At 53.1% G+C, this 15,831-nt stretch carries 15 protein-coding genes; 9 read left to right on the forward strand and 6 right to left on the reverse strand.

Features of this window, described 5'->3' with window-relative positions:
- Positions 1-58: 58 nt before the first annotated feature.
- Positions 59-1,072 (forward strand): TRAP transporter substrate-binding protein, encoded by a 1,014-nt coding sequence (locus B4C79_RS11240; protein WP_291741942.1) that lies wholly within the window; start codon positions 59-61, stop codon positions 1,070-1,072.
- Here B4C79_RS11240 and B4C79_RS11245 read toward each other — a convergent pair whose 3' ends face one another.
- Positions 1,073-1,930, reverse strand: a complete 858-nt coding sequence (locus tag B4C79_RS11245) for a peroxiredoxin family protein (RefSeq protein ID WP_291741941.1) — start codon at positions 1,928-1,930, stop codon at positions 1,073-1,075.
- A gap of 205 nt (positions 1,931-2,135) precedes the next feature.
- Between B4C79_RS11245 and B4C79_RS11250 the strand changes: the two genes are divergently transcribed.
- Positions 2,136-2,426 (forward strand): co-chaperone GroES, encoded by a 291-nt coding sequence (locus B4C79_RS11250; protein WP_171100326.1) that lies wholly within the window; start codon positions 2,136-2,138, stop codon positions 2,424-2,426.
- 55 nt (positions 2,427-2,481) lie between these two features.
- Positions 2,482-4,128, forward strand: a complete 1,647-nt coding sequence (gene groL / locus B4C79_RS11255; protein WP_008252098.1) for a chaperonin GroEL — start codon at positions 2,482-2,484, stop codon at positions 4,126-4,128.
- A 75-nt stretch (positions 4,129-4,203) separates the two neighbouring features.
- Here groL and B4C79_RS11260 read toward each other — a convergent pair whose 3' ends face one another.
- Positions 4,204-5,871 (reverse strand): methyl-accepting chemotaxis protein, encoded by a 1,668-nt coding sequence (locus tag B4C79_RS11260; RefSeq protein WP_240965798.1) that lies wholly within the window; start codon positions 5,869-5,871, stop codon positions 4,204-4,206.
- A gap of 258 nt (positions 5,872-6,129) precedes the next feature.
- On the opposite strand from B4C79_RS11260, the gene B4C79_RS11265 reads away from it, so the two are divergent.
- From B4C79_RS11265 to B4C79_RS11275, 3 genes are all read left to right on the forward strand, one after another.
- Positions 6,130-6,381 (forward strand): type B 50S ribosomal protein L31, encoded by a 252-nt coding sequence (locus B4C79_RS11265; RefSeq protein ID WP_105027123.1) that lies wholly within the window; start codon positions 6,130-6,132, stop codon positions 6,379-6,381.
- Positions 6,382-6,457: 76 nt separating this feature from the next.
- Positions 6,458-8,260, forward strand: a complete 1,803-nt coding sequence (locus tag B4C79_RS11270) for an ArnT family glycosyltransferase (RefSeq protein WP_171100328.1) — start codon at positions 6,458-6,460, stop codon at positions 8,258-8,260.
- Between the two features lie 9 nt (positions 8,261-8,269).
- On the forward strand, positions 8,270-9,709 hold the full coding sequence (locus tag B4C79_RS11275) for an MATE family efflux transporter (RefSeq protein WP_291741924.1): 1,440 nt from the start codon (positions 8,270-8,272) through the stop codon (positions 9,707-9,709).
- On the opposite strand, the gene orn is transcribed toward B4C79_RS11275, so the two are convergent.
- Entirely contained in the window at positions 9,642-10,283 is a 642-nt protein-coding gene (gene orn / locus B4C79_RS11280; RefSeq protein ID WP_171100332.1) for an oligoribonuclease, read from the reverse strand. The two genes, B4C79_RS11275 and orn, sit on opposite strands and share 68 nt — an antisense overlap.
- Positions 10,284-10,373: 90 nt before the next feature.
- Between orn and B4C79_RS11285 the strand changes: the two genes are divergently transcribed.
- Genes B4C79_RS11285 through rsgA form a run of 3 tightly spaced genes read left to right on the forward strand, consistent with a single transcriptional unit; the run spans position 10,374 to position 13,001 of the window.
- Positions 10,374-11,630, forward strand: a complete 1,257-nt coding sequence (locus B4C79_RS11285; protein WP_291741920.1) for a M48 family metallopeptidase — start codon at positions 10,374-10,376, stop codon at positions 11,628-11,630.
- Positions 11,627-12,016 (forward strand): 4a-hydroxytetrahydrobiopterin dehydratase, encoded by a 390-nt coding sequence (locus B4C79_RS11290; protein ID WP_105027128.1) that lies wholly within the window; start codon positions 11,627-11,629, stop codon positions 12,014-12,016. Before B4C79_RS11285 ends, B4C79_RS11290 begins: the two co-directional genes overlap by 4 nt.
- Positions 12,009-13,001, forward strand: a complete 993-nt coding sequence (rsgA, locus tag B4C79_RS11295; RefSeq protein ID WP_291741917.1) for a ribosome small subunit-dependent GTPase A — start codon at positions 12,009-12,011, stop codon at positions 12,999-13,001. The genes B4C79_RS11290 and rsgA overlap by 8 nt, the downstream gene beginning before the upstream one ends.
- 4 nt (positions 13,002-13,005) lie before the next feature.
- Here the strand turns inward: rsgA and B4C79_RS11300 are convergent, their stop codons facing one another.
- Genes B4C79_RS11300 through B4C79_RS11310 form a run of 3 tightly spaced genes read right to left on the reverse strand, consistent with a single transcriptional unit; the run spans position 13,006 to position 15,825 of the window.
- Positions 13,006-14,001: a hypothetical protein gene (locus B4C79_RS11300; RefSeq protein ID WP_291741914.1), complete on the reverse strand. Its 996-nt coding sequence runs from the start codon at positions 13,999-14,001 to the stop codon at positions 13,006-13,008.
- A 4-nt stretch (positions 14,002-14,005) separates the two neighbouring features.
- Positions 14,006-14,617 (reverse strand): CoA pyrophosphatase, encoded by a 612-nt coding sequence (locus tag B4C79_RS11305; protein WP_414673969.1) that lies wholly within the window; start codon positions 14,615-14,617, stop codon positions 14,006-14,008.
- Between the two features lie 17 nt (positions 14,618-14,634).
- Positions 14,635-15,825 carry an FAD-dependent monooxygenase gene (locus B4C79_RS11310; RefSeq protein WP_291739211.1) on the reverse strand — a complete coding sequence of 397 codons (1,191 nt, stop codon included), beginning with the start codon at positions 15,823-15,825 and terminating at the stop codon, positions 14,635-14,637.
- Positions 15,826-15,831 lie beyond the last annotated feature (6 nt).

The following is a 15,831-nucleotide window of genomic DNA, read 5'->3' on the forward strand; positions in this document are numbered from 1 at the left end:
ATGGTGAGGACGGTCCTACTCTGGAATTTTCAATGAATACTTACAAACTAGCCGCAATATGAAATATCTGTCAGCACTTGGAATTTTGCTTGGGCTTCACGGCGTTGCATTGGCACCCGCCAGTGCAGCACCGCCCATCCTGATCAAGTTCAGCCATGTTGTCGATGAAAACACCCCAAAGGGGATCGCTGCGCTGGAATTCAAAAAGCTGGTGGAAGAACGCACCCGTGGGCGGGTGAAAGTGGAGGTTTATCCGAACTCTTCGCTGTACAAAGACAGGGAAGAACTTGAAGCGCTTCAATTGGGAGCCGTTCAAATGCTTGCACCCTCGCTGGCCAAGTTCGGCCAACTGGGCATGCGCGATTTCGAGGTGTTCGACCTTCCCTACATTTTCCCGAATCGTCAGGTTCTAAAAACTGTCACTCAAGGTGAAATTGGCAAGCAGCTGCTGGCGCAACTTGAAGATCGCGGAATATTGGGACTGGCCTACTGGGACAATGGTTTCAAGGTGATGAGCGCCAACACACCGCTTCGACTACCCGAAGACCTGAAAGGCAAACGCATGCGAATACAGCCTTCACGGGTGCTCGAAGCCCAAATGGAGGCGCTGGGAGCCACGCCAATTCCACTGGCGTTCTCGGATGTACACACTGCACTGGAGACCGGTTTGGTCGATGGCACTGAAAATCCGCCCTCCAACCTGTACTCCAAAAAAATGCACGAAGTTCAGAAATACGTGGCGGTAACCAATCACGGTTATCTGGGCTATGCGGTAATCGTTAACCGCAAGTTCTGGAACAGCTTGCCCGCAGACATTCGCGTCACGCTTGAAAAAAGCATTGTCGACGCAACCCGCAAAAACGACGACGAAGCGGAGAAACTGAATGCGCAAGCCTTGGCCAAGGTGAAAGAATCCAAAAACACCAAAGTGGCGATATTGAACAATGCTGAAATCGAACTGTGGCGCAAGGCGCTTGAGCCAGTGCACCGTCGCATGGAAAGCCGTATTAGCAAAGAATTGATCAGCAGCATACGCAAAGCCGCTGCTGATCAGGCTACAGTAAGCAGGTAATCAGGCCTCTACGCCGCCCAGCTTTTGGCGTGCAACTTCCAGAAACTGCTCGGGTTCGGGTCGAACACGGTAATTTGACGTTTGGTCTGAGTACACAATTCGCCCATGTTTGTTGATGATCAACACTGTGGGTAACACAGTGTCTTCCCCATGCCCCATCCACTTCAGGCCAAATGGCACGCCGTTTTCATGCACCAGCTTTAACTTCTTGCTGGCCTTGAAATCAGTGTCTACAAAAAACCTCATCGGCACCTTGAATCGCTCGGCGAGTTCTTTGGTTTTGGTCTCCGGCTGCGGGCTGATGAGCGCCACTTTCACACCCAGGCGGTCAAGGTCAATGTAACGTGCCGCCACTTCGCCAATTTGTGTCATGCACAACGGGCACCAATTGCCCCTGTAAAACATCAGCAACCATGCTGATCCTTTGAATTGCTCGCTGGAAAAAGACTCACCATCCAGGGTATTCAGTTCGAATACCGGAAGTTTCTCACCCTCATTCAACAGGGCATTGTTGCGTTCACCCAGATTGGAATACCAAAAGATGTAGGCGATACTGCCAAAAAAGATCAAATTGCCGAGGATCAAGGGCAAGGGGTCCGCCTCCATGCCCGGATCGGTCAACACCAAGGCAATGCCGGTAAGGTTGGCCGCCATCAGCAAGTGGAGATTGCGTGATGTTCGGGCGCGCCTGCGCATGAACATCCACACAAACAGGTAAAAATTGGGCAAAGCCAACACAAACACCCCTATCCAGCCAGGGCCAAGCGGGCTGTGCCAACTCAGGGTAGCCACGTGCAACAGACTCAGGTTGATCAAGACTAAAAACAGGACAATGAAAACCGACTTTGCTTTGTTCATTCTGTGGGGCGTTGTATTAAATCGACCCCTAGTGTAAACAAAAGTGACTGACACCCTGCTTGCAGGCAACTTTTTTTCATCCCGCCCCTTGAAATACCTCCCCCCCACCCCTATCATTAGCACTCGATGACGGCGAGTGCTAACAAGGCATCCGTCAGTTTCTCTAAGCAATTCTTTTTAAAAGACAAATTTAGGAGTGGTATCCATGAACATTCGTCCGTTGCATGATCGCGTGATCGTGAAGCGTCTCGACAGCGAGCGCACAACAGCCTCTGGCATCGTGATCCCAGAAGCCGCCGCCGAGAAGCCCGATCAAGGTGAAGTGATTGCAGTTGGCCCAGGCAAGCGCGATGACAGCGGCAAGCTGATCGCCATGGATGTGAAGGTTGGCCAGCGCGTGTTGTTCGGCAAATATGCCGGCCAAGCCATCAAAGTGGATGGCAAGGAAGTGCTGGTGATGCGTGAAGAGGACATCATGGGCGTTATTGAAGCTTAAGTACAAAGCTTGATGACTAAGCCTAATTACACAGAATTCAAGAGGAAGATTAATCATGGCAGCTAAAGAAGTATTTTTCGGCGACGACGCACGCAGCCGCATGGTGCGTGGCGTAAACATTCTGGCCAACGCAGTGAAAGTTACCTTGGGCCCACGTGGCCGCAATGTGGTGCTCGAGCGTTCATTCGGCTCCCCCACCATCACCAAGGACGGCGTTTCCGTGGCCAAAGAAATCGAACTGAAAGACAAGTTCGAAAACATGGGCGCACAAATGGTCAAAGAAGTTGCTTCTCGCACTTCTGACAACGCAGGCGATGGCACAACAACCGCCACGGTTCTGGCCCAAGCCATTGTGAAAGAAGGCATGAAGTTTGTGACCGCGGGCATGAACCCAATGGACTTGAAGCGTGGCATTGACAAGGCCGTAAGCGCCGCAATCGTTGAACTGCGTGCATTGAGCAAGCCCTGCGCAACCACCAAGGCGATTGCACAAGTGGGCTCCATTTCCGCCAACAGCGACGAATCCATCGGCAACATCATTGCTGAAGCCATGGAAAAAGTAGGCAAGGAAGGCGTAATTACCGTTGAAGACGGCAAGAGCCTGGACAACGAACTGGATGTTGTTGAAGGCATGCAGTTTGACCGCGGTTACCTGAGCCCCTACTTCATCAACAACCAGGAAAAGCAGGTTGTTGCTCTAGACAACCCCTTCGTGCTGTTGCACGACAAGAAAATCAGCAACATCCGTGACCTGCTGCCCACACTGGAACAAGTGGCCAAGGCGGGCCGCCCATTGTTGATTATTGCTGAAGACATCGAAGGCGAAGCCCTGGCGACTTTGGTTGTAAACAACATTCGCGGCATTTTGAAAACTTGCGCAGTGAAGGCCCCTGGCTTCGGCGACCGCCGCAAAGCCATGCTGGAAGACATCGCCATTTTGACCGGCGGCGTTGTAATCGCTGAAGAAACCGGCATGAGCCTGGAAACTGTAACCCTGGAACACCTGGGTCAGGCCAAGCGCATTGAAGTGGGCAAAGAGAACACCACCATCATCGACGGTGCTGGCGACGGTGCAAACATCGAAGCCCGTGTAAAGCAGATTCGCGGCCAGATCGAAGAGTCATCTTCCGACTACGACCGTGAAAAGCTGCAAGAACGCGTGGCCAAGTTGGCTGGCGGCGTTGCAGTAATCAAGGTTGGTGCTGCAACCGAAGTTGAAATGAAGGAAAAGAAAGCCCGCGTAGAAGACGCCCTGCACGCAACACGCGCTGCTGTGGAAGAAGGCATTGTGCCTGGCGGCGGCGTAGCCCTGCTGCGTGCACGCGCCAAGATTGAAGGCTTGAAGGGCTTGAACCCCGACCAGGACGCAGGTATCAAGATTGTACTGCGCGCCATGGAAGAGCCACTGCGCATGATCGTGACCAACGCGGGTGAGGAATCATCTGTTGTGGCCAACAACGTGATGGGCGGCGAAGGCAACTACGGCTACAACGCGGCCACAGGCGAGTACGGCGACATGGTTGACATGGGTGTTTTGGATCCAACCAAGGTAACCCGCACAGCCTTGCAAAACGCAGCGTCTATTGCTTCATTGATGCTGACCACCGATTGCATGGTTGCTGACGCGGCCGATGACAAGCCTTCAGCACCTGACATGGGTGGCATGGGCGGAATGGGTGGTATGGGCGGCATGGGCATGTAATTGCCTTGGCTCCCAAGCTTCACTGCTTGTGATCAAACCGCTGGCCTGGTACAAACCACGCCAGCGGTTTTTTTATCAGCTTATCTTGAACTTCCCGCACTGCGCATTCAGCTGAGAAAACGCCTCTGTCAATTCCACCAAAGACTTTCTAATTTCACCCACGCAATTCGCGTTTTCCTCCGACATCGCCGCATACTTCTCAATCTGGGTCGACAACAAAGTCGCAGCCGAACGTTGCTCAGACAAGGAACTGGTCACTTCGGAAGCCATCACTTTCACATCACCTGCGCGACTCCTTATCGTGCCCATCAAATCCCTGGTCTGATTCATGCGGCCCAAACTTGAGGACACCTTGCAAGCCCAACCAGTCATCTCGGTCACTACGTTTTGAGTACCTTTTTGAATGGCCCCCACCATTTGCTCAATTTCAGAAGTTGATTGAGTAGTTCGCTCGGCCAACCGCCTTACTTCATCTGCAACCACCGCAAATCCCCGCCCCTGCTCACCTGCACGTGCAGCCTCAATGGCGGCATTCAAGGCCAGTAAATTGGTTTGACCTGCAATTTCCTCGATCACTGAAATGATTTGACTGATTTGGTCAGACTGGCTGCCCAATTCATGAACAGTTTGACTTAGCTGCGTGGCACCCTGTGCAGTTTTCTCGACATCCTCAGAAGTGCTCTCCACCAAACTCAAACCAGACTCTGATTCAGCGCTTGAATCCTCCGCCGCCAACTTGGTTTGCTCGGCGACATCGAACAACTGGGAAATATTTGCGGACATTTCCTCAATACCTGCAGCCATTTCCGCACTGGAATTGGATTGGGAGACAGCGGACTCATCGACCACGCCCAACTGTTGACGAATACTGTCCAGGCTTCGCTCAGCAGCGCGGGTCCTCTCCCGAATATCGCGTACCAAATCAAGCAACGCCAATCGCATGGTCTCGAACACGGCCGTCACGCTGCCAGGCTTTGACTGAAGGTTCGACATCTCGGCACACTGCAAATCGCCTGAAGCAATTTTGCTGGCTTGCGTGGCTAAAAAGCCAGGCTCAGCGCCCAAACTCTGCCGAACTGAACGTGCATACACCATGAGACTTGTGCATAAAAAAGTCAGGGTCAAGGCCATGCTTGCGTACAAAGTCCAAAGCAGGCGCCCTGTTTCGGCATGAATTTCCTGTGTCAGTTTGTTGATGGCAGCGGTTTGAGTTTGCAAGCCCAACTCTTCAATCGACGAACCTGCCTTGACCACCGGGCGGTCCATGCCATTCACCGATTTATCCAACTCACGGTATTGAAACGGAAACGCCGGATCGTATTTGGCCAAAGCCGTTGCATAGGCAGCGGATGCTGCTTTGAAATCGTTCTGCCACGCCTGAATTGCTCTGATACGGGCGGAATCGGAGGCAACCGCCTGGTTTTTTAACAGATCGGCCGTGGTTTGCTCAAATTGTTGAACATACTTGGAGAATTCCTTTTTGTACTTGTCTGCCGCACCTTCACCCTCGCCCCGCAACAGCACATTTTTAAACGAAGAGGCCATTTTCGTAGTGTGGTGATTGGCCTGGGCAATCAAGCGGCTCACCTCGTTCTCCTGAACAATTTTTGCGGTGCCCACTGTTTCCAGTTCGGTCAGGCGATTCATTTGAATAGTGACCCAAAACAGCGATGCGGCAACAATCAAGGCGATAACCGCACAAATGCCCAAGGCTTTTTGAGTCAGGGTAAATTGATGTTTCATGGTGTTGTTGATGTGGTTTTGACAGCCACCAGCATGTGCCTATCGGCAAGTACAATCGCCCCCTGAATTGGCGACGAACCCCAACAGGTGGTTAGCCCGTTTTATTCAACCCTGAGTCAAATTCTTACTTGACCTTACAAGTCCACAACCCTATAATTTGCGGTTACCTAATTAACCAGCAAGTGATTTGGCTTTGTCGGTTGGCACTCACACCAATGAGACCAATTAACCGCCAGGTTGGCTGCAACGGAGAAACTCATGAAAGAAGGCATTCACCCCAACTATCGCGAAGTGTTGTTCATGGACATGTCCAACGGCTTCAAATTCATTTGCCGCTCTACCGCGCCTAGCCGCGAGACCGGAGAACACGAAGGCAAGGAATACCCTTTGATCAAGCTGGACGTGAGCTCTGAATCTCACCCCTTCTACACCGGCGCACAAAACACAATCGTGGACACCGCTGGTCGCGTTGAGAAGTTCCGTCGTCGTTTCGATCGCTTCAAGAAGTAATTTTTCGCGCAAGTGATCATAAAAAGGCAGCTCAGGCAAACTGGCTGCCTTTTGTTTTTACGGACACAATAAGAACATGGTCATTACCGCAGCCAACAACACTCGTTTGTCGCGCAGGCTATTGTGGGGCTTGATACTGCTCTACATTTTGCCGGGCCTTTTTGCGCGCACACCCTGGAAACCTGACGACGCCGCGGGCTTTGGCCAAAGCTTTACCTTTTCCCAACTGCCTTTTTCAGAATGGGCGATGTCGCTGATTGGCGACCGCATGTATGTCGAAGGCGGTCTGCTGTCGGCCTGGCTTGCAGGCTTGTTCGGAAAACTGGCACTTGCTGTCGACCTGCCCCACAACTGGCTCGATGACGCCATGCGCTTGGGCAATGTATTTTGGATGATTTTGGCCGGCTGGGCCATTTGGAACACCACCTACCGATTGGCCAAGCGGGTTGAGCTTCAACCCGAAGACCCACTTGGCACTGCACCTACCCGGGTCGATTACGCCCGTGCTGTGGCAGATGCCTCGGTACTTTGCTTTTTGGGTACTTTGGGCCTTCTTGTTCGCTCCCACATGCAGGTGCCTGAAATTGCCGAACTGGCTGGCATTTCAATCATGCTGCTGGGTGCAGTGCGCTCGCTTGACCGGCCAATTGGCGCGGGCTGGATGCTGGGCGCGGGTATTGCCATCGCCTTTTTTGCACGTGGCTGGGCACATTGCTTGCCCTTTTTGCTCTTGTTGCTGGTCAGCTCGATGACACACAGCTCATTGCGCTTTGGTCTGCTTCGTCGCATGACCCGGGCTGCTGCCGTGTTCGCCATTCCTTTTGCCATCTGGTTTTTCTGGCTTATGAGCCAAAAAAACGGGGAATTGTGGTGGAACGCCTGGAATGAATGGAATGTACGCCGCTTTCTGATACTTGACCCAACCCAGTCTTTTGACCTGGTCAAACTGGTAATCACCCTGAAAACCCTGACCTGGTTTTTGTGGCCAATTTTACCCATGGCGTGCTGGACCATTTGGCGTTACCGCAAGGCTTTGACTGAACCCTCCATCCGCATTCCTTTGGCAGGCGGCGCCGCCGGTGTGGTTGTACTGCTGATTACAAACCCGGCCGATGAGGCCAACTATTTCCCATTGCTGGCACCACTTTCAGTGCTTGCTGCAATCGGGCTTTCCACCATGAAGCGCGGCCTGATCAGCCTGATTGACTGGTTTGCAGTGCTTTGGTTTACATTCGCGGCCGTGTTGGTGTGGCTGGGCTGGACTGCAGCCACATTTGGTTTCCCCGCAAAAATAGCAGCCAACTTCGAGAAATTGTCTCCTGGCTATGTGCCCGATGTCATCGGCCTTGAACTTGCCTTGGCGTTTCTGGCCAGCATCGCCTGGATCCGCCTGATCGTATGGCGAACAGCCTCAGGAAGCCGTGCTCTCTGGCGTCCCATGGTGCTGACCACCGGTGGCGTTATTTTGCTGTGGTTGCTGATGATGACCCTGTGGATCCCAAGAATTGATTATGCAAAAAGCTTCAAGGCCTTGGGCGATGCAATTACCCAATCGGTGCTGAATCATCAGGCAGCTGCCAACAGGGAATGCGTTGCAGACTACAACCTGGGCTACGCGCAGCGGGCTACCCTTCAATACCACGCCAAGGTTGACTTCATTCGCAAAGGGCAATTCAAGGAAGCCTCGGAATGTGAGTACCTATTGCTACAAGACGACACCCGGCAAAGCCTTAAGATCAAGGTTGATTTTGAATCCAAGGCATCTGAGCGGTGGGAATTGATCTGGACCGGCAACCGAAACTCGGACCGACATGAATTCTTCTTCCTGTATGCACGGACCCAGCAGGTAGAACAGCAGACAGAAAACAGCAGTCGTTAAAGGTGTCGCATGGCCAGTAGTATTGTTTTATTCGCCCAGAACCGGCCGCGCAGGGCACTGCTGAATCAGGCTTTGCCAATTCTGCTGGGGCAACTGGCGGTTATGGGCAACGGCCTGGTTGATACATTGATGGCCGGGCAGGCTGGCCCCGATGTGCTGGCGGCCATGGCTGTTGGGTCATCCATTTATATCAGCCTGTACGTGGGCTTGATGGGGGTCATTATTGGCCTGACTCCCATTTGCTCTGCCCACTTTGGCGCTGGCGACCACCGCAAAGTTGGAGAAGACGCCGTGCAAGGCGTTTGGTTGGCCCTGACCATGAGCTGCATTGGCATGGCCATTCTGCTGAACCCGGACCCTATTTTTCAACTGACCAATACCCCTGCTCACATTGCCAGCGACACCCGTGGCTACCTGCTTGGCATTGCCTGGGGTTTGCCAGCAGCCTTGGTGTTTCGTGTGTTTTATGCGTTGAATCAGTCCATTTCACGCCCACAAATTGTGGTGGCCCTGCAAGTGCTGATGCTGCTGCTGAAAATTCCCTTGAACATTTGGTTCATGAACGGCGGGTGGGGCTTGCCTGCCTTGGGAGCGGCTGGTTTTGGTTGGGCCACAGCAGCAACCATGTGGCTGGTGCTCGGTATTTCGGCCCTCATTTGGTTATTCGACAAACATTACAGCGAATTCAAATCCATTCGCAGCCTGAAACCTGACTGGCATCGTCTTGGGCAAATCCTTCGGCTCGGGCTTCCGATTGGTGGCTCATACCTGATTGAAGTCAGCTCGTTCACCGTCATTGCGCTGCTGGTGTCGCGTTTCGATGTGTACCAGTTGGGCGGGCACCAAATTGTGTCCAATATGGCGGCCATGGCGTACATGGTGTGCCTGTCCCTGGGCAATGCCACAACGGTGTTGGCCTCGCAGCAAATTGGCGCTGGGTTTAACAGATACGCAAGCGTGATCGTAAAGCGCGGCATTGAAACCGCCATGCTGGTTGCCGCCTGCGTTTGTCTGGGTTTGTATGTATTCGACCTGGAATTGATTTCGTTCTACACCAAAGACGCAAAAACCATCGAGGTCGCCTTGGGCTTGATGCCTTGGGTAATTGCCTACCATTTTATTGATGCCGTACAAACTCTGTGCTCGTTTTCGCTTCGGGCCTACCGTGTGTCGGCACGCCCCATGCTGATTTATTTGGTGAGCCTGTGGTTTGTGGGCATTGGCGGGGGCATGTGGCTTGGTGTGTGGCAAGAAAACCCACTGAAATCAAAAGGCTTCTGGATGGCGAGCGCAGGTGGGCTGCTATTGGCTGGAACCTGCCTGGCCTTGCTGCTGGCCCATGTAATGCGCCAGCGCAATGCTTTGGAACTTACTTTGCCAACTAAGCCGCAGGCGCTGTCGGGGACTGAGGGCTCTCCTGGCTCGCCTTCGCCTCTGGCGCCACAATGAAATGCTCGCGGTAAAAACGAAGCTCGTCGATTGACTCGTGAATATCAGCCAAAGCGGTGTGCTTGGTTTTCTTCACAAATTTTCGGGCTATGGTTGGGTTCCAGCGTTTGCACAATTCCTTTAGTGTGCTCACATCGAGATTCCGATAATGAAAATATGCTTCCAGTTTGGGCATGTACTTGGCCATGAATCGGCGGTCCTGGCAAATGCTGTTGCCACACATGGGGCTTTTACCCGGGCCGATGTATTTCGCCAAAAATTCAATTAGCAACGCCTCCGCCTGGGCTTCATCAATCGGGGATTCCTTTACGCGCGCAGTCAGGCCACTCTTGCCATGGGTGCTGGTGTTCCAAGCATCCATCCCGGCCAGAATTTCATCGCTTTGGTGAATGGCGAGCACAGGCCCTTCTTCCAGCACATTCAATTCGCTGTCCGTCACAACAACCGCCACTTCGATGATTTTGTCGTTAAATGGGTCCAGACCTGTCATTTCCATATCAACCCACACCAGGCGATTGTCGTCGCGGGGAATCTTGGTTTCAACAGGGGTGGAACTTGGCGTGGCTTGTGACATAATTTGGATGAGCTTTGAGGTTGAATCTAAAGAGAGCTGTATTGTCTCACAGGCATTGAAGCGCAAATTAATCAAGGGTGGTAGCGAGAAATGGTTTTTACTGAAGTCTTTGTTCTGGCAGTAGTGTTGAGTGTGGCGCTTCGCCTTTATCTGGCAAGTCGCCAGGTGCGGCACATTGCCTTGAACCGCGCGCAAGTGCCTGCGGAGTTCAGGGAGCAAATCAGCCTGCAAGACCATCAAAAGGCGGCAGACTATTCAATCGCAAAAACCCGCCTGGGCATGATCAACGTGCTGATTGAAGCCACTATCCTGATGGGGTTTACCTTGCTGGGCGGCCTTCAATGGATTCAAAATTTCACAAGTACCGCCGCCGAGGGTATTTTGGCGGGTTTGCTGCTGATCGCCGTGGTGGGCTTCATCGGAAGCGTGCTTGATTTGCCATTGTCCTACTACAAACAATTCGTGCTTGAAGAGCGCTTCGGTTTCAATCGAATGAAAAAAGGCCTGTTCATTGGCGACTGGCTGAAAGGCTTGCTGGTGGGCGCTTTGATTGGCGGCCCACTGGTGTTCGCGGTTCTTTACCTGATGCGTGAAGCCGGCCAGCAATGGTGGGTTTATGCCTGGGCATTGTGGTTTGGCTTCAGCCTGTTGTTGATGTGGCTGTTCCCCACGGTGATTGCACCCATTTTCAACAAGTTCACCCCACTGGAAGACGGTGCCACGCGCCAGCGTATTCTGAATTTGCTACAACGCTGTGGCTTTGATTCCAATGGCTTGTTTGTTATGGATGGCAGCAAACGCTCAAGCCACGGCAATGCCTACTTCAGCGGCATGGGCAAGGCCAAGCGAATCGTGTTTTTCGACACCCTGCTTTCGCGCTTGAATGACGATCAAATTGAAGCGGTGTTGGCCCATGAACTGGGGCACTTCAAGAAAAAGCACATCGTGAAGCACCTGGCTTTTTCAGGCATCGGCAGTCTTGTCATGTTTTATGTGCTTGGCCTTCTGGCCAACACACCGTGGTTCTATAGCGAGCTGGGAGTAAACCCTGACCTGGCCAATGGTGCACAAGCCATGGCTTTGGTGTTGTTCATGATGGTACTACCCTATTTCACATTCCCGATTCGCCCGGTGATGTCTTGGCTCAGCCGCAAACATGAATTTGAGGCAGATGCATATGCTGCACAGCAAAGCGCCCCCCAGCACCTCGTGAGCGCTTTGGTGAAGTTGTATCAGGACAACGCATCCACGCTCACGCCTGACCCATTGCATTCCGCCTTTTACGACAGCCACCCGCCAGCGTCCATTCGAATCAGTCGTTTGAACAGCTTGCAAGGCGCCCAATGAGCACCATGAACACGCCGCACCCTGCTCGCCCACTGGCAGACTGGCTGCATGTACGCTGCCAACACTTGGGTGAGGGCCATGCATGGAGTGCTGACGAGATCGAAGCGCAGTTGGACGAGTTTGAATACTGGTCTGTTGAGTTTGATGCCAAGGGAGAACATGCTTTGACACTTTGGCGGCAATATGCATTTGCCAACTTCGAAGGCGTGAAGCTTGCGGTGCATGCCATTACTCATTTGGCCGACGATGAGGACCACCACCCGGAAGTCACGTTTAGCTACAACCGGGTCAAAGTGCGCTGGAACACTCACAGCGCAAACGGAATTACCAACAACGACTGGGCTTGTGCGGCCAAACTTGATGATGCGCTGAAACACATTGGCTAACTCATCTCTCAACAAGGTACGCCCCACTTACAAGGGCAAACAAACCGGCAACCACGGAAAAAACTCAGGCAATCCTGATTTGCTGAATGCATTGGTGGTGGCCAGCTACGGGCGCCATTTTTTGGCACGCGACGACAGCGGAACCATTTGGCAGGTTTATGGCAAAGGCAAACGCCGGGACGTGGCGGTGGGCGATGAAATCGTCATTTTGCCCAGCGGCGACATGCAAGCCTGGGTGGAAGACATTCAGCCACGCAAGAACCTGGTGTACCGATCAGACGCACTGAAAAGCAAGATGTTCGCGGCGAACCTGGATGGTGTGCTGCTGATGCTGGCCATCAGCCCACCTTACTCGCCAGAGCTTTTGGGACGCACACTGACTGCCTGCAAACATGCGGAAGTACCACTCACCATTCTGTTCAACAAGGTAGACATTCTGGAAGGCGATTCCGAGACGCTGGAAGCGGTTGAACAGGAGTTGTTTGAAATCACCTTGGGTGAAGTGCCAACACACTACATCAGCGTGACCGAACGGCCTGCCGAAACCGAGACGCTGTTGCGCCCCTTGCTGGAAAAAAAACGCACCTTGATTTTAGGGCAATCGGGCATGGGTAAATCAACCTTAATCAACCTGTTAATACCTGGTGCATTGGCGGCAACCAATGAAATTTCAATGGCCTTGAATGCTGGCAAACACACCACCACCCACACCCAAATGCATTTTGGAGAAGAAGGTTTGGAGTTGATTGATTCGCCCGGATTTCAGGCATTTGGTTTGCACCACCTGAGTGAATCGGATTTGCTGAATGCCTTCACTGATATTCGCGATGAAGGCAACAAATGCCGGTTTGCCAACTGCCAACACAAACGTGAACCCGATTGTGCTGTGAAAAACGGACTGGAAGACGGTACCTTGAGCCCAGCTCGGTATGCGCTATACCAAATGTTGAAAGCTGAATTGCAAGAGGCCAGCCAAAGCTACTGACGCATTAGAGCATGCTGCTGGGCAACCAACCCAGAATGGCAAACACCAGCGTTGCTATTAACCACACTACAGCGCACTTGAACACAAGCTGACGAAACTGCTGCAATGCCTGCACCTGGTTTTCTTCACTCAACAATTGCCCTTCGGATGCGGCTTTGGATGAAGGGTCAAATGCCGCGCCACCTACCAGTCCTACTGCCGTAAAAAACACGGCTGTGAGCGGCGCCCTATTGGAGAAACGGCTGTGATTTTTTGCGGTTCGCCAAGCCAGGGCGGCATCGTCTAGCTGGGCGACCAAACCCACAGTCAATGCCAACAGACGGGCTGGCAACCATTCCATGGCAAACAGGATAAAGCGCGGGCTGATCGCCGCCTTCAGTTTGTTGCTTTCCCAAGCCTCTTGCATGGTGGGGCGCTCATGCGCAAAAGCCTGAGCCTGCCACACATCGCGCTCCCGGATCACACTCCAGTGCGCCATCATGTACACCACCAAACCCATGGGCCCAGGCAATGCCAGAAACCAGAAAAACAAGCTGAAGTACTGGCGCAAAGCACGCTCAGTGCCGTGGTAGATGGCATGGAAAACCAATTCGCCCGGACGATGAACAACGGGCTCGCTGCCATCGTATTCTTTCATCCAGGTGAGCAGCAATTCACGGGCGCGGAAAAAGTCGCCTTGGTTCAAAAACAACTGAGCATTGGTAAACACCACGGCAAAGTGCCGAAAACGCAAACCATACAACAGCAAAAACACACTGAGAAAACCGGCGGCAAGCGGAGAAACAGTCCAAAGCACCTGGTACAAAAAGTACACACCCAATACCCAGATCAGCAGTGGCACTAGCCATTGCAAATGCGCGTAGCGCGGTGCCCCAAGTGCTTCCAGATTAATTTCAAGTTCCTGGTTAAAACGATCTACCCAGTCACGCGCACGGGTGAACAAACCATCGGGCAAGAAGGTTTCGCACACCACAGCAATGAGCAGGGCCAAATAGGACAATGTGTTACGCCTTCGCGCTCAAGAAATGGTAAAGGTTACGAAGCATGGCCGCTGTGGCACCCCAGATGAAATAGTTTTTTCCGCTCTCGGGTGAGTTATAGGGCATGGCGTAGAAAGTACGCTCGCCCATGGGTGTGTGCAAGCTGCGTTGTTGGTGGTTTTCAACATTCATGAGAAATGAAAGCGGTACTTCGAACACTTCTTCCACTTCAAAGGCATCGGGATGCAGCGTAAACCCAGGTCGCACCAGCGCCACCACAGGTGTCACCATGAAGTTGGTGGCTGTCTGGTACACCGGCATGGTACCCAGTACCTCGATGAATTCCCGTGCCAGTCCCGTTTCTTCAGCAGTTTCCCGCAGGGCTGTTTCGATCGGACCACCATCTTCAGGTTCGCAGCGACCACCCGGAAAGCTGATTTGCCCAGCATGGTCATTCAGGTGGGCGGTGCGCAGAGTGAGCAACACATAAAGGTCATCTTGCCGCTGAACCAAGGGCACCAGCACGGCGGCATCGGCGGGGTCGCGGTCTTTGAAAAAACGTTCTTCAAGCGGCTCGGGCTGCCACGGCAAATCGGCCATGGCAAAGCGGGCGCGCAACAATTCGGCAGACCACATGGGTAAAACGCTCCAGATTAAACAGCCAGGCCGAACAGCATTAATTCAGCAAACTGCTTGCGAAGGGGTGGCGTGAATTCCATCACGTTCAAGGCCATTTGTCGGCCCGCACCCAGCAAAGGATTGTGATTGGAAAAACCTTTCACCATCCAGTCTGTCATTTTAACAACCACCTGCCGATCAGCCACTCTCGACTTCTCAAATTCGTTCAGTGCCAGGGTCAAGCGATGTTCTTGTGCAACAGTTGCCGGGTCAACACTGCGGCAAAGCTGCACGGCATCCCGCAAACCCAGGTTCAGGCCTTGCCCAGCCACAGGGTGCAAAATTTGGGCAGCGTTACCAATGGCCACACGGCGCCCCTGCACCAGTTTGTCGCGCCAGTTCATGCCCAAGGGGAAACTTTTTCTGGGGCCAATGTGTTTGATGGACACACGGCGCCCGAACTGTTGTCGAAGTTCAGCAGAAAATTCGTCATCACTGCAAGCCAATCGCTTTTGAACCTGAGCAAGCGGGGCGCACCACACCAATGAGTATTGCTGCTGGTCGGTTGAAATGGGCAACAGTGCCAAAGGCCCTTCCGAGGTGAAACGCTCAAAAGCCAGTGTATTACCGCCTTCCAGTAAACCAGGTTCCACCTGCAAGGTGACTTCGCTCACCAAGGCCCATTGGTCGTAATCCACCACTTGGTCACGCTCGCCAGCCTCGCCATACAACCCCCCCTCGGCATCCACCCGCAGGTTCACGGTGTATTCGGTACCGTCCTCGAGCTCAAGCACTTCGAGAGAGTCAACTGCGCTACGGTGCGCATACTTCACATTGGCAGGGCGGAAAATTTTTACCCCTCTGCGTTCCAGCGAAGTCGACAAGCAATTCACCAGGTCGCCATAACGAACCGTCCAACCCAAGGCCCGCAAACCCAGTTCATCTGCCTTCATTCGTACCTGGCCAAAACGGGATTGCTCTGACACATGAATATGGTGAATCGGTGTGGCATCGGCTGGGAACCCCAGGCAGGCCAGGCGCAAACGCGTGGCATCGGACAACGCCAGAATACGCGGATCTCGGGCGGAGGCTTCCAAAGGCTTGGCATCAAAAATGGCAATGCGATTGGCGCAGTCACCCCATGTGTTGGCGAGCCAGCCTGCAAAAGCAAGGCCCACAGGGCCAGCCCCAACAATGGCCACATCAAAATCGGTGTGCGAGGTCATGGATTG

The organism is Limnobacter sp. UBA7229 (assembly GCF_002473065.1).
GTDB lineage: Bacteria > Pseudomonadota > Gammaproteobacteria > Burkholderiales > Burkholderiaceae_B > Limnobacter > Limnobacter profundi.